Consider the following 14,535-nt stretch of genomic DNA (forward strand, 5'->3'; position numbering starts at 1 on the left):
CAATGCGTAAAACGGCGCGGCCGGCACGCCACATTCACAACGCCAATTGCGCGCAAAGTGTAGACAGCGCGCTGCACACCGACTGCTGGCGGATGGCGGCACGATCACCGTCAAAGTGTTGCGTGTATGTCAGTGGCTGCGGCAGCGCCAGCCCGGCCAGCGCGAAACAGACAGTGCCGACCGGTTTGTCGGCGCTGCCGCCGTCGGGACCGGCGATGCCGCTGACCGCCAGCGCCCAGTGGCAATCGGCCAGCCGCAGCGCGCCGCTGGCCATCGCCGCCGCCACCGGCTCGCTGACCGCGCCGTGCTGCAGCAACAACTGCGGCGGCACTCCCAGCAGGCGCTGCTTGGCATCATTGCTGTAGCTGACGATGGCCATGTCGAACCAGCCGGAACTGCCGGCGATGGCGGTGATCGCCTGCGCGATGCCGCCGCCGGTGCAGGACTCGGCGGTGGTCACCTTTTCGTCGCGCGCCAGCAACAGCTCGCCAAGACGGGCCGCCAGCTGTAATTCATCCATGAAAGCGCTCCTGGAAATGTCGCATCAGCCCGCTGGTGGAGGCGTCGTGGGGGGCAGAGGCCTTGCCGTCCATCTCCGCCAGCAGCTGTGCGGCCAACTGTTTGCCGTATTCCACGCCCCACTGGTCGAAGGAGTTGACCCCCCAGATCACGCCCTGCACAAACACCTTGTGCTCGTACAGCGCCAGCAGCATGCCTAGTGTATAGGGGGTGAGCTGGTCCAGCGCCAGGGTGTTGGACGGCTGGTTGCCGGGAAACAGCTTCTGCGGCAGCAGCATGTCCAGCTCGTCGCCCGGCAGGTGGGCCAGCTCGCGCAGTACCTCGGCCTCGCTCTTGCCGCGCATCAGTGCCTCGGTCTGCGCCAGGCAGTTGGCAACCAGCACCCGATGCTGGTCGCCCTGCGGGTAGTGCGAATTCAGCGGCAGGATGAAGTCGCAAGGCACCAGGCGCGTACCCTGGTGCAACAGCTGGAAGAAGGCATGCTGACTGTTGACGCCCTCCTCGCCCCAGATCACCGGCCCGGTGTCGAAATCCAGCCGCTCGCCGCAACGACCGACGCGCTTGCCGTTGGATTCCATGTCCAGCTGCTGCAGATGCGCCGGCAGGCGGCGCAGGCCGTGGTCGTAGGGCATGATGGCGTGGGTATGCGCACCATAGAAGGTGTTGTACCAGATGCCGAGCAGCGCCAGCAGCACCGGCATGTTGCGCGCGAAAGGCGCGCTGAAGAAGTGTTCGTCCATCGCCGCGCCGCCGGCCAGGAACTGGCGGAACTGCTCCGGCCCGATCGCCAGCATCACCGGCAGCCCGATCGCCGACCACACCGAGTAGCGACCGCCGACCCAGTCCCAGAAGCCGAACATGTTGGCCGCATCGATGCCGAAGGCCTGCACCGCCGGACGGTTAGTCGAGATCGCCACGAAATGCCGCGCCACCGCCGCGTCACCGGCAGCGGCCACCAGCCAGCGGCGGGCGGCGTGGGCGTTGAGCAGCGTTTCCGGGGTGGTGAACGATTTGGAGGCGATGATGAACAGCGTGGTCGCCGGCTGGCACTGTTCCAGCGTTTGCGCCAGGTGCTGGCCGTCGACATTGGAGACGAAGTGGACGTTCAGCCCCTGCTGGCAGTACGGGCGCAGCGCATCGTGCACCATCAGTGGGCCAAGGTCGGAGCCGCCGATGCCGATATTGACCACGTCGCGGATGGCCTGGCCGTCGTAGCCGCGCCAGACGCCGCCGCGCACCTGCTCGGCAAAGCGGCTGCACGCCGCCAGCACCTGCTGCACCTCATCCACCACGTTGACGCCGTCCAGCAGCACGCTGCTGCCGGCAGGCTGGCGCAGCGCGGTGTGCAGCACCGCACGGCCCTCGCTGACATTGATGCGCTCGCCGTCGCGCATCCACTGCAGCCACTGCTTGAGGTTGGCCGCATCGGCCAGCTCCAGCAGCAGCTCCAGGGTGCGATCGGTGATGCGGTTCTTGGAGTAGTCCAGCAGCAGGCCGTCCAGCTCCAGCGAATAGCGGTGAAAGCGCTGCGCATCCTGCTCGAACAGCTCGCGCATGTGCACGTGACGGGTGGCGCGCTGGTGCTGGTGCAGGCGCGCCCATACCGGTGTGCTGTTGATCGCGGCATGGCGCTGGCGCGCCATCTGTTCGAGGAAACTGCTCATTCCGGCCATCGCCTTACACTTTGAGGAAGTGTTCGCGGTAATAGCGCAGTTCCTCGATCGATTCGAGGATGTCCGCCAGCGCTTCGTGCTTGCCCTTCTTCACCACGCCCTTGGCGATGTCCGGGCGCCAGCGCTTGCACAGCTCTTTCAGCGTCGACACGTCGAGGTTGCGATAATGGAAGTAGCGCTCCAGCTCCGGCATCCAGCGTGCCATGAAGCGGCGATCCTGACCGATGGAGTTGCCGCACATCGGCGACACGCCCTTGGCGATGTGTTCCTGCAGGAAGGCCAGCAGCTGCTGCTCGGCCTCGGCCTCGCTCAGCGTCGACGCCTTGACGCGGGCGGTGAGCCCGGTCTTGCCGTGAGTATTGGTGTTCCACTCGTCCATTGCGGCCAACGTTTCGTCGCTCTGGTGCACGACCAGCACCGGCGATTCGGCGACCACGTTCAGCTGGCTGTCGGTGACCACCATCGCGATTTCGATGATGCGGTCGGTGTCTGGTTCCAGCCCGGTCATTTCCATGTCCAGCCAGATGAGATGCTTGGGATCTTGCGGCATAATGCTCGTCTCTAACGAAGATGCAGGCATTTTCCTTTAATAACCGCCCTTGGGCAAACCCGGCTCGCCATGAATCTATTCACCTGGTCTTTCCTGCTCGCCGTGCTGCTGTCGCTGGCGCTGCGGCTCTACCTGTCGCAACGCCAGATCCGCCATGTGCAGCAGCATGCGGCCGAGGTGCCGGCCGCCTTCCGTGACCGCATCACGTTGCAGCAGCACCAGCTGGCCGCCGACTATTGCGTGGCGCGACAACGCCCCGGGCAGTGGCAGGCGGTTGCCGACAGCGCGCTGCTGCTGGCACTGACGCTGGGCGGCGGCCTGCAATGGTTGTGGCAGCTGCTGGCCGAGCGCGGTCTGGGTGGCGTGTGGCAGGGCGTGGCGCTGATCGGCGTGCTGGCGCTGCTCAGCAGCGTGCTCAGCCTGCCGTTCAGCCTGTATCGCACCTTCGTCACCGAGAAACGCTTCGGCTTCAACCGCACCAGCTGGCCGCTCTATGTCGCAGACATGGCCAAGGGCGGTGCGCTGGCCGCCATCGTCGGCGCGCCGCTGGTTACGCTGATCCTGTGGCTGCTGCACGCCGCCGGCGACTGGGCCTGGCTGTGGGTGTGGTGCAGCTGGACGCTGTTCAGCCTGGCGATGCTGTGGGCGTACCCGACGCTGATCGCGCCGCGTTTCAACCGTTTCACGCCGCTGGCCGATCCGGCGCTGCGCCAGCGCATCGACAACCTGCTGGCGCGCACCGGCTTTCACAGTGACGGCGTGTTCGTGATGGACGGCTCGCGTCGCTCCAGCCACGGCAACGCCTACTTCACCGGTTTTGGCAAAACCAAGCGCATCGTGTTCTTCGACACCCTGCTCACCCAGCTGGACGAGGGCGAGGTGGAGGCGGTGCTGGCGCACGAGCTGGGCCACTTCAAGCACGGCCACATCCGCCAGCGCATCGCCACCACCTTCTTGCTGTCCTTCCTCAGTCTGGCTTTGCTTGGTTGGCTGCTGACGCTGCCGGCGTTCTACAACGGCCTGGGCGTTGCCGATACCGCGCCAGCACTGGGGCTGGTGCTGTTCATGCTGGTGGCGCCGGCGTACACCTTCCCGCTGACGCCGCTGTTCAGCCAGCTGTCGCGGCGTCACGAATACCAGGCCGACGACTTCGCCGCCCGCCACAGCAGCGCCAGCGAACTGATCAGCGCGCTGGTCAAGCTGTACCGTGACAATGCCAGCACACTGACGCCAGACCCGCTACACTCGCGCTTTTACGATTCCCATCCACCGGCGAGCCTGCGCATCGCCCACCTGGAAAGGCAAGCACAATGAATCTGCAACACATGCACTGCGAGGCCCAGCACGGCCTGCACTCCCTCAGCGAACAGACCCGCGCCGAGCTGCTGGCCCACCTCGACGGCTGGGCGGTAGAGGGCATCGAACTGGTCAAGACCTTCCGCTTCGACGACTACTACCGCACCATGGCCTTCGTCAACGCGCTGGCCTTCATCGCCCACCAGCAGGATCACCATCCCGACCTGTCGGTACACTACAACCGCACCGTGGTCCGCTTCAGCACCCACGACGCCGGCGGCCTGACCCTCAACGATTTCATCTGTGCCGCCAAGACCGAAGCACTGGCGGCCGGCAAATGAAGCAGCAAGGTCAGATCATCCGCAGTTACGGCCGCCGCTTCATCGTCGAGTGCGACGGCCAGCAATACGATTGCACCACCCGCGGCAAGCGCGTCGATTACGCCTGTGGCGATCACGTCGAACTGTCGATCATCAACGGCGAACAGGCGGTGATCGAAAAGGCCTGCGAACGCAAGAGCCTGCTCTACCGCCAGGACGACTGGCGCACCAAGCTGATTGCGGCCAACGTCACGCGCATCGTGTTCGTCACCGCCGCGGTGCCCTCGCCCAACGAAGAGCTGCTCAACCGCTGCCTGCTGGCCGCCGAGGCCGCCGACATCGAGCCGATCATCCTCGTCAACAAGGGTGACCTGCCGGAAACTGCCGACTGGCTGGCCAAGCTGCAGCCGTACCGCGAACTGGGCTACACCCTGGTCACCGTCAGCGCCCTGCACGACATCAACGAGCTGCTGCCGCTGGTCAAGGGCCAGACCTCGGTTTTTGTCGGACAGTCCGGCATGGGCAAGTCGACACTAACCAATGCACTACTCCCCGCCGCCGAGGCGCGCGTCGGCGATATTTCCATCGCGCTGGATGCCGGCCGCCACACCACCACCCATGCCGCGCTCTACCATCTGGACGAAGACAGCCACCTCATCGATTCGCCCGGCCTGCAGGAATTCGGCCTCAGCCACCTAGCAGCCACCGAGCTTGCCGGCCTGTTTCCGGAAATGCGCCCCTATATCGGCCACTGCCGTTTCCACAACTGCACCCACCGCGCCGAGCCAAACTGCGCGATCAAGGGCGCTTGTGATGAAGGCCGCATACGCCCGGCCCGACTGGCTTTGCTGCAGAAACTGACGAATCAGCTAGTTAATGCCTAACGAATAAAATTTTCGCGTAACAAGCCGTTTACATTTTCTGATGATGACCCTAATCTGTCATGAAATGACAACAAGGGGGCGCTAGCATCCCCCTCATTCCGACAAAAAGACAAGGAGTCAGCATCATGAGCAAGCGAATCGCGTTGGTTACCGGGGGTATGGGCGGTATTGGCACCGCCATCTGCAAGGCACTGGCCGACAGCGGCCACATCGTGGCCACCACCTACAGCAAGCCAGGCAAGGATCAGGCCTGGCTGGCGGACATGAAGGGCCAGGGTTACGACTTCCACGCTTTCCAGTGTGACGTCAGCGATTTTGATTCGTGCCAGCAGGCGGTTGCCGCCATCACCGAGCAGCTTGGCCCGGTGGACGTGCTGGTCAACAACGCCGGCATCACCCGCGACGCCAGCTTCCGCAAGCTGGGCAAGGCCGATTGGGACGCGGTGATCAGCACCAACCTCGATTCCGTGTTCAATGTGTGCAAGCCGGTAGTGGAATCGATGCTGGAGCGCGGTTTCGGTCGCGTGATCAACATCTCGTCGATCAACGGCCAAAAAGGCCAGTTCGGCCAGACCAACTACTCCGCCGCCAAGGCCGGCATGCACGGCTTCACCATGGCGCTGGCACAGGAAGTGGCACGCAAGGGCGTGACCGTGAACACCATCAGCCCGGGCTACATCGGCACCGACATGGTGATGGCGGTACCGGAAGACGTGCGCAACAAGATCATCGCGCAGATCCCGGTCGGTCGTCTGGGCCAGCCGGAAGAAATCGCCGGTCTGGTCAACTACCTGGCCTCCGATCTGGCCGGTTTCATGACCGGTGCCGACTTCGCCATCAACGGCGGTCAGCACATGATGTAAGCGCGTCCGCCGCAAGGTTGGCCGCACGCAAAAAGCCGGGATGCATTCCCGGCTTTTTGCTATGCTGCGTTCCCCTTTTCACACTGATGGAGTCCTGCCATGGCAGAACAGCTGCTGATCGCCGAAGGCTCGCGCGAGGCGCAATACCAGGCCCTGTTACCGCAGGTGCTGGCACTGATCGAATCCGAGAGCGACATCGTCGCCGCCATGGCCAACTGCAGCGCCGCGATCCAGCAGACCTTCAACTGGCTGTGGACCGGCTTTTATCTGGTCAAGGGCGAGCAGCTGGTGCTGGGGCCGTTCCAGGGTCCGATCGCCTGCACCCGTATCCCCAAGGGCCGTGGCGTGTGCGGCAGCGCCTGGGCACAGGCACGGACGCTGATCGTGCCGGACGTGGACGCCTTCCCCGGCCATATCGCCTGCTCGTCGGCGGCGCGCTCCGAGATCGTGCTGCCGGTGTGCGATGCCGCCGGTACGGTGGTGGCGGTGCTGGACATCGACGCCAGCGAACTGGCGCAGTTCAGCGAACTTGACCAGCGCTACCTGGCGCCGGTATGCGCGGCGCTGGGCAGGCTGTTCAACCCGCCAGCAAACGCCTGACCTGCTCCGCCAGCTGCGCCGCCGGCATCGCGGCCAGCTGCGCCTGCTCGGCCTGCAGCCACAGCAGCAGGTGCGGCAGGCGGTGCTGTTGCAGTAGCGCCTGCTCCTGCTGTAGTTGCTGCAGGGCGCTGCTGTGCTGCTGCTCGGTGGCGGCCAGCTCGGCGTGACGTTGCTGCCACTGCTGCCGCAGCGTGTCGCTGTCCGCCAGCTGCCCCTGCAGCGCCGCCAGTTCTGCGGCCAACCTGCCATTCTCCTGTGCCCGTTGCGCCAGCTGCTGCTGGCTGCTGTCGCGTAGTGCCGCCAGTTGCTGGGCCAGCTGTTGCCGTTCTGCCTGCCACTGTTGCTCGCGCTGGCGCAGCAGCGTGCGCTCGTCCTCTACCTGCTGGTACAGCTGGATGCGCATGCCTTCCAGCCGCTCGTAGGCCAGTGCCTCGCGCCGCTCGCCATCCTGCTGCAATTGCTGCAATTGCACCGCATGGCGCGCTTCCAGCGCCTCGACTCGCTGGTCGGCGGCCTGCTGGGTGGCGATGATCTGGCTGCGCGCCTGCTGCAATGCCGCCTCGCTGCTGATAGCGCGCGCCTCCTGCGCCGCCAGCGCCTGCTGTAACTGCGCCAGGCTGGCCGCCAGCTGCTGCTGCGCCTGCTCGGCGCTGTCGCAGCGCTGGCTCAGCGCCAGTTGCTGCGCGCTGGCGGCGGCCAGTTCGCGCTGCGCCTGCGCCAGCTCGACGACCAATCGTGCCACTTCCTGTTGCGCTTCTTCGCGCAAGCCGGCCAGATTCTGCTCCGCCTCGCCGCAGGCCTGCTGCCAGACCTGGGCAAAGGCTTGCGCCAGCGCCGGCGACCACTCCGGGTGGCGGGCACTGGTCGCCATCTTGCCGAGGAATTCCTGCCGCCACTGACGCAGGGTGTTGTTGATGGTGGTGTTGGAGCCGGTGCCCAGCCGTGCGCGCACCTCCTGCACCGTCGGCCACACGCCGGCGCTGACCAGTTCCAGCGCCACATCGCGCACTCGTGTATGAATATCCATGCTTGTTTACCTGCTGGCTGTCTGCCTTGTTCTGCGTCGGCACAACACGCCGATTTCTGCAGCGGTGCTTATAACACTGCCAGCCCCACCGCGGCCAGTGCCGGCTCGCACGGCAACCACACGCTGAACACCGCGCCGCCCTGTGGCTGGTTAGCGGCTTCGATCACGCCGCCACTGCGCTCCGCCAGCCCCTGGCACACCCACAGTCCGAGGCCGGTGCCGTCGTGCTTGCTGGTGAAGAACGGATCGAACAGCCGCACCATGTCGGCCTCGGCGATGCCGCTGCCGTTGTCGGCCACGCTCAGGCGCAGGCCGGGGCGGCCGTCGCTGCCGGACGCGTCGTGCGCCGACAGCGTCAGCACCCCGCCCTGCGGCATCGCCTGGATCGCGTTCAGGATCAGGTTGATCAGGATCTGCTGCAGCTCGAAACGGTTGGTCAGCAGCGTGGCACGGCTGTGCCACTGTTTCACCACCGCGATATTGCCGCGGTTCATCTGGTAGCCGACCAGCAACAGGCTGTCCTGGAACACCTCCGGCGGCTGCACCTGCTGCAGGTCGCCGGCGTATTCGCTCGGCCGCGCGTACTGCAGCAGCTTGGCCACGATCAGCTGGATGCGCTGTACCTGCTCGCGCATCAGGCGGATTTCCGGCAGCACCGGCGCCGCCGCCTCGCCGAGCAGCTCCTGCATCAGCTCCAGATTGCCCTGGATCACCGCCACCGGATTGTTGATCTCGTGTGCGGTGCCGGCCGCCAGCTGGCCGATGGCGGCCAGTTTTTCCGACTTGAACAGCTGCTGCTGCGCGCTGAGCAGGGTATGGTTGGCCGCCGCCAGCTCGCGCGTGCGCTCCGCCACCTTGTCGTCCAGCTCGCCGGCCCAGCGCAGCATCGCCTGGTTTTGCGACTCCAGCCGCGCCAGCAGCGCGTCGAAATGCGCGGCCAGCAGGGCCAGCTCGTCCTGCTGCGGCAAGGCGCCGACGCGGGCATCCAGCCGGCCGGCGGCCACCGCACTCATGGTCTGGCGCAGGCGCTCCACCGGGGCTATCACCGAGCGCGCAAAGCGCCAGCTCACCCACGTTGCCGCCGCCATGGTGATGGCGAACAGCACGAACAGCACCGCCAGCGCCATCCACTTGGCCAGCACGAACGGCTGCTCCAGAAAACCGACGTACAGCATGCCGATACGTTGGCCGCGGCTGTCCAGCAGCGGCTGGTAGCCGGACACATACCAGTCGCCGATCACCCGCGCCCGGTTCAGCCACGCCTGACCGCGGCCCAGCACCTGCTCCGATACTTCCTGCGACACGCGGCTGCCGATGGCGCGCCCGCCACGGGGGTAGGTCACCGTGGTGGCGATGCGGGTGTCGTCGAGGAACAATGTGGCCGAGCCGCGGCTGCGGATCGGCAACGAACCCTGCGGATACACCAGATGACGGATGCGGTCGATGAACTCGATGTTGCGGTTCAGCAGCACACCGCCAACCAGCACCAGCGGCTGCCCCGGCACCTTGGCCGCGGCGTGCAGCAGCAGGCCGTTGTCACTGACGTTGCGCCGGCTCGGCCGCGCGCCGGGCGTCGCCAGCAATTCGATGTGCGAGCGCACCTGCAGCTGCGGCGACAACGCGGCCAGCTGCGCCGGGCTGAACACGTCCAGCGTGGCGCGCTGCGTGCCGCTGCTGGCGGCCAGCACCACCGCCGGCTGCGGGTAGCGCAGACCGTGGCTGGCCGGCAGCGACGCAGCCACCACCTGCTGGCGCGCGTCCAGCAACAGCAGATAGTCCAGCCCCAGGCTGCGCGCGCGTTCGCGCAACAGCGCGTCGGGCGAGCTTGCGCGCGGCTGGCGGCGGGTATCGGCCAAGGCTTCGGAACTGGCCAACGCCTCGATGCTGCGGCCAACGTCGCTCTGCACCCGCTCGAAATAGGTGGCCGCCACTGCCAGATCGCTGCGCACCTTGAAAACCAGCAGCTCCTCGAACGCCGCCCCGCCCCAGCCGGCCAGCAACAGCAGCAGCACCGGAAAACCGACTACCAGCGGCAGCAGCGCGAGGGTGACGAAGCGGGTGCGCACCGAACGGTTCAGCGGCTGCAGCAGGCGCCGCCACAGGCCGGCTACTCGCCCCAGGACAGGCATTTGCGCTCCAGGGTCTTGCGGGAAATGCCGAGCCGGCGCGCCGCCTCCGACTTGTTGCCGGCGCAGGCGGCCAGCACCGCGCGGATATGGCGGGTTTCGACCTGGCTCAGGCTTTCTTCCGCTGGCGCCGCCCCGGTCGCCAGCTCACCGACGGCCGGCGGCAGTCGCGTCGCCGGCAGGTCCTGCGGCAGATAACCGAGAATCAGCGAGCGTTCGATCAGGTTTTTCAGCTCGCGCACATTGCCCGGCCAGTCGTAGGCGGCCATCGCCACCAGCAGCGCCGGCTCCACCTCCACCGGTGCCACCCCCAGCGTCGGGCTGAGCAGGTCCATGAAGTGCGCCACCAGCTCCGGCAAGTCCTCGGTGCGCTCGCGCAGCGGCGGCAGCGCCAGCTCCAGCACCTGCAAGCGGTAGTACAGGTCGGCACGGAAACGGCCGGCGGCGACCTCGTCCGCCAGCGGCTTGTTGCTGGCGGCAATCACCCGCACGTCGACCTTGATTTCCTGCTCCGAGCCGACCGGGCGGATGCTGCGTTCCTCCAGCACCCGCAGCAGCTTGGCCTGGATCGCCAGCGGCAGCTCGGCCACCTCGTCCAGGAACAGCGTGCCGCCGCGCGCGTAGTAGAACAGCCCGTCGCGGCTGGCGGCGGCGCCGGTATAGGCGCCCTTGAGGTGGCCGAACAGCTCGCTCTCGATCAGCTCCTGCGTGATCGCCGCGCAGTTGACCGGCACGAAGCTGGCGTTGGCGCGCGGGCTGAGCTGGTGCAGCGCGCGCGCCACCACCTCCTTGCCGGTGCCGGATTCGCCCTGGATCAGCACCGTCGACGGCATCGGCGCGAAGCGCTGCAACAGGCCGCGCAGCTCGGTGATCGCCGCCGAGTGCCCGATCAGGCCGTCGCGGCTGACCTTGCTGCGGCTGGCGTGCGACGCCACCTCGCGGCGCAGCACCCAGTTTTCCGCCTCCAGCCGCGCGCGTTCAAAGGCACGCCTGGCGGCGTTGATCAGCTGCGCCAGCGAGAACGGCTTGAGCAGGAAATCCGACGCGCCGGCACGCAGCGCGTCGATGGCGGTTTCCACGTCGGCAAACGCGGTCATCAGGATCACTTCGCTGTTGACGCCGCGCTCGCGCAGCTGCTTCAGCCAGTTGACGCCGGAGACGCCCGGCAGCGAGATGTCGAGCACGATCAGGTCGAAGCGCTGCTGCGCTACCAGCGGCTCGGCCGCTTCCACGCTGCCGGCGGTGTGCACGCTGCCGCAGCGCGATTCCAGCGCCCGCTTGATGAAATTGACCATGCCCGGCTCGTCATCGACCACCAGCACGCTGTAGCTGTCCCATTGCTTGGCTGCCGCGTTTCCGCTTGCGGCCAACGTTTCGTCTTGCTGCAAAAGCTTGTTCCCCTTATGGACAAATTGACCCAGCCCGCGCAGCGGCGTTGCGACTATTTGTCCGTTCAAGCCGGGCTTGATTGCCGGCATTCATGGTGCAAGTGCTTGTTTGTGCTGGGTATTGGCAAAAACCCTACCACGGGCACGGCAAATGCTATGCCAAGGCTATTGCGCGGGCCCGCCCGCGTCAAACGCGACAACCCAAAAACAAGAGGAGAGCCATGATGGAAGTGAACCGGCGGCAGTTCTTCAAACTGAGCGCGGCGCAGATCGGCACCGCCAGCCTGGTGGGGATGGGCTTCAGCCCGAGCCAGGCGCTGGCCGAGGTGCGCCAGTACAAGCTGATGGGCGCCAGGGAGACACGCAACACCTGTACCTATTGCTCGGTCGGCTGCGGCGTGATCCTGTACAGCCTCGGCGATGGCGCCAGGAACGCCAAGTCGGAGATCTTCCACATCGAGGGCGATCCGGATCACCCGGTCAGCCGCGGCTCGCTGTGCCCGAAAGGCGCCGGCCTGCTCGACTTCATCCACAGCCCGAAGCGGCTGCAATACCCGGAAGTGCGCGAGGCCGGCAGCAGCGAGTGGAAACGCATCGGCTGGCATGACGCCATCCACCGCATCGCCAAGCACATGAAAGCCGACCGCGACGCCAATATCGTCGAGAAAAACGCCGACGGCGTGCCGGTCAACCGCTGGCTGACGACCGCGATGCTGACCGCCTCCGCCGGCTCCAACGAGACCGGCATCATCACCCAGAAATTCCTGCGCAGCCTGGGCATCATCGCCACCGACGCGCAGGCGCGCGTCTGTCACGGGCCGACGGTGTCGGCGCTGGCCTCCACCTTTGGCCGCGGCGCGATGACCAACAGCTGGGTCGACATCAAGAACGCCGACTTCATCCTGGTGATGGGCGGCAACGCCGCCGAGGCGCACCCGGTCGGCTTCAAGTGGGCGATCGAGGCCAAGAAGACGCGCGGCACCAAGCTGATCGTGGTCGATCCGCGCTACAACCGCACCGCCGCGGTGTCCGACCTCTACCTGCCGATCCGCGCCGGCGCCGACATTCCCTTCCTGGGCGGCGTGATCAACTGGCTGATCGCCAACGACAAGATCCACTGGGACTACGTGAAGGCCTACACCAACGCCAGCTTCATCGTCGGCGACGGCTTTGCCTTCGAGGACGGCCTGTTCAGCGGCTACGACGAGGCCAAGGGCAAGTACGACCGCAGCAGCTGGAGCTACGCGCTGGACGAGGCCGGCAACGCCAAAACCGACCCCACGCTGCAACACCCGCGCTGCGTGTGGCAACTGATGAAGGCGCACTTCGCCCGCTACACGCCGGAAGTGGTCACCAACCTGTGTGGCACGCCGGTGGATGGTTTCCTCGAGGTGTGCAAGCAGCTGGGCGAGACCGCGCGACCGGACAAGGTGGGCACCATCCTGTACGCGCTGGGCTGGACGCAGCACACCGTCGGCGCGCAGAACATCCGCACCATGGCGATGATCCAGCTGCTGCTGGGCAATATGGGCATGCCCGGCGGCGGCGTGAACGCGCTGCGCGGCCACTCCAACATCCAGGGGCTGTCCGACCTGGGCCTGCTGTCGACCAGCCTGCCCGGCTACCTGACGCTGCCCAACGAAAAAGACCATCCCGACTTCGCCAGCTATCTGGCCAAGACCACGCCCAAGCCGCTGCAGCCGGGACAGATGAACTACTGGGGCAACACGCCGAAGTTCTTCGTCAGCCTGATGAAGTGGCTGTGGGGCGACAACGCGCGCAAAGACAACGACTGGGGTTACCACTGGCTGCCGAAGTGGGACAAACTGTACGACGTGCTGCACATCGTCGAGCTGATGCACCAGGGCAAGATGAACGGCTTCATCGTGCAGGGCTTCAACCCGCTGGCGTCGTTCCCCGACGCCAACAAGGTCACCGAATCGTTCTCCAAGCTGAAATACATGGTGATCATCGACCCGATCGCCACCGAGACCTCCACCTTCTGGCAGAACCACGGCGACAGTCACGACGTCGATCCGGCCAAGATCCAGACCGAGGTGTTCCGCCTGCCGTCCACCTGCTTTGCCGAGGAAGACGGTGCCATCGTCAACTCCAGCCGCTGGCTGCAGTGGCACTGGAAAGGCGCCGATGCACCGGGCGAGGCCAAGGGCGACAACGAGATCATCGGCGAGCTGTTCACCGCGCTGCGCGAGCTGTACCGCAAGGACGGCGGCAAGGTGGCGGACCCGATCCTCAACGTGGCGTGGCACTACCGCGACCCGGCGGCACCGTCGCCGGAGGAGCTGGCAAAGGAAATGAACGGCAAGGCGCTGGCCGACCTGATGGACCCGGCCGACCCAAGCAAGGTGCTGGTGAAAAAGGGCGAGCAGATCCCCGGTTTTGCCGTACTGCAGGACGACGGCAGCACCAGCAGCGCCTGCTGGATCTTTGCCGGCTGCTGGACGCAGGCCGGTAACCAGATGGCGCGCCGCGACAACAGCGACAGCGGCCTGGGCAACACCCCCGGCTGGGCCTGGGCGTGGCCGGCCAACCGCCGCATCCTGTACAACCGCGCCAGCTGCGACCCGGCCGGCCAGCCGTGGGACGCCAAGCGCAAGCTGATCGGCTGGAACGGCGAAAAATGGAGCGGCGCCGACATCCCCGACTTCAAGGCCGATGCGGCGCCCGATAGCGGCATGAACCCGTTCATCATGAACCCGGAGGGTGTGGCGCGGCTATTCTGCACCGACAAGCTGGCCGACGGCCCGTTCCCCGAGCACTACGAGCCGATGGAAAGCCCGATCGGCACCAACCCGCTGCACCCGAAAGTGGTCAGCAGCCCGGCGGTGCGCATCTTCAAAACCGACCGCGAGCGCCTGGGCACCCATCACGACTACCCGTACGTCGGCACTACCTATCGCCTGACCGAGCACTTCCAGTTCTGGACCAAGTCGGTGCTGCTCAATGCCATCGCGCAGCCGGAGCAGTTTGTCGAGATCGGCACGGCGCTGGCCACGGAAAAAGGCATCGCCCAGGGCGATCTGGTCAAGGTCAGTTCCAAGCGCGGCTTCATCAAGGCCAAGGCGGTGGTCACCAAGCGGCTGATGGCGCTGCAGGTCAACGGCCAGACCGTGCACCAGATCGGCATTCCGCTGCACTGGGGCTGGGAGGGTGTGGCGCAGAAGGGCTATCTCACCAATGCGCTGCCGCCGGCGGTCGGCGACTGCAACACGCAGACGCCGGAATACAAGTCTTTCCTCGTCAACCTGGAAAAAGCATAAGGAGCGCC

Annotated in this window: 12 protein-coding genes; 6 read left to right on the forward strand and 6 right to left on the reverse strand. The window is 66.1% G+C overall.

Annotated elements, in window-relative coordinates:
- Positions 1–34 precede the first annotated feature (34 nt).
- From C8E02_RS05145 to orn, 3 genes are read right to left on the reverse strand one after another with little or no spacing between them, the layout of a single operon-like run.
- On the reverse strand, positions 35–520 hold the full coding sequence (locus C8E02_RS05145) for a CinA family protein (protein ID WP_120809909.1): 486 nt from the start codon (positions 518–520) through the stop codon (positions 35–37).
- The gene (gene pgi, locus C8E02_RS05150; protein ID WP_120810100.1) at positions 513–2,162 is read right to left on the reverse strand and encodes a glucose-6-phosphate isomerase; all 1,650 of its coding nucleotides are present in this window, start codon (positions 2,160–2,162) and stop codon (positions 513–515) included. The genes C8E02_RS05145 and pgi overlap by 8 nt, the downstream gene beginning before the upstream one ends.
- A gap of 34 nt (positions 2,163–2,196) precedes the next feature.
- On the reverse strand, positions 2,197–2,742 hold the full coding sequence (gene orn, locus C8E02_RS05155) for an oligoribonuclease (RefSeq protein WP_047965398.1): 546 nt from the start codon (positions 2,740–2,742) through the stop codon (positions 2,197–2,199).
- A gap of 69 nt (positions 2,743–2,811) precedes the next feature.
- Between orn and C8E02_RS05160 the strand changes: the two genes are divergently transcribed.
- The 5 genes from C8E02_RS05160 to C8E02_RS05180 all read left to right on the forward strand — a co-directional run bounded on the left by C8E02_RS05160 (position 2,812) and on the right by C8E02_RS05180 (position 6,705).
- Entirely contained in the window at positions 2,812–4,056 is a 1,245-nt protein-coding gene (locus tag C8E02_RS05160) for a M48 family metallopeptidase (RefSeq protein ID WP_120809910.1), read from the forward strand.
- Entirely contained in the window at positions 4,053–4,379 is a 327-nt protein-coding gene (locus C8E02_RS05165) for a 4a-hydroxytetrahydrobiopterin dehydratase (protein WP_047965400.1), read from the forward strand. The genes C8E02_RS05160 and C8E02_RS05165 overlap by 4 nt, the downstream gene beginning before the upstream one ends.
- Positions 4,376–5,242, forward strand: a complete 867-nt coding sequence (rsgA, locus tag C8E02_RS05170) for a ribosome small subunit-dependent GTPase A (protein ID WP_120809911.1) — start codon at positions 4,376–4,378, stop codon at positions 5,240–5,242. Before C8E02_RS05165 ends, rsgA begins: the two co-directional genes overlap by 4 nt.
- A 125-nt stretch (positions 5,243–5,367) precedes the next feature.
- A complete protein-coding gene (gene phbB, locus C8E02_RS05175) occupies positions 5,368–6,105 on the forward strand; it encodes a beta-ketoacyl-ACP reductase (RefSeq protein WP_047965402.1) in 738 nt (245 codons plus the stop codon).
- A gap of 99 nt (positions 6,106–6,204) precedes the next feature.
- Entirely contained in the window at positions 6,205–6,705 is a 501-nt protein-coding gene (locus C8E02_RS05180; protein ID WP_120809912.1) for a GAF domain-containing protein, read from the forward strand.
- Here C8E02_RS05180 and C8E02_RS05185 read toward each other — a convergent pair.
- From C8E02_RS05185 to C8E02_RS05195, 3 genes are all read right to left on the reverse strand, one after another.
- Entirely contained in the window at positions 6,683–7,732 is a 1,050-nt protein-coding gene (locus tag C8E02_RS05185) for a DNA-binding protein (RefSeq protein ID WP_120809913.1), read from the reverse strand. The two genes, C8E02_RS05180 and C8E02_RS05185, sit on opposite strands and share 23 nt — an antisense overlap.
- Before the next feature lie 68 nt (positions 7,733–7,800).
- The gene (locus C8E02_RS05190; RefSeq protein WP_120809914.1) at positions 7,801–9,861 is read right to left on the reverse strand and encodes a sensor histidine kinase; all 2,061 of its coding nucleotides are present in this window, start codon (positions 9,859–9,861) and stop codon (positions 7,801–7,803) included.
- A complete protein-coding gene (locus C8E02_RS05195; protein ID WP_211329161.1) occupies positions 9,840–11,246 on the reverse strand; it encodes a sigma-54-dependent transcriptional regulator in 1,407 nt (468 codons plus the stop codon). The genes C8E02_RS05190 and C8E02_RS05195 overlap by 22 nt, the downstream gene beginning before the upstream one ends.
- Before the next feature lie 224 nt (positions 11,247–11,470).
- On the opposite strand from C8E02_RS05195, the gene fdnG reads away from it, so the two are divergent.
- The gene (gene fdnG / locus C8E02_RS05200; RefSeq protein WP_120810101.1) at positions 11,471–14,527 is read left to right on the forward strand and encodes a formate dehydrogenase-N subunit alpha; all 3,057 of its coding nucleotides are present in this window, start codon (positions 11,471–11,473) and stop codon (positions 14,525–14,527) included.
- The last annotated feature ends 8 nt before the right edge of the window (positions 14,528–14,535 follow it).

It is taken from the genome of Vogesella indigofera, assembly GCF_003633895.1.
Classification (GTDB): Bacteria; Pseudomonadota; Gammaproteobacteria; order Burkholderiales; family Chromobacteriaceae; genus Vogesella; species Vogesella indigofera.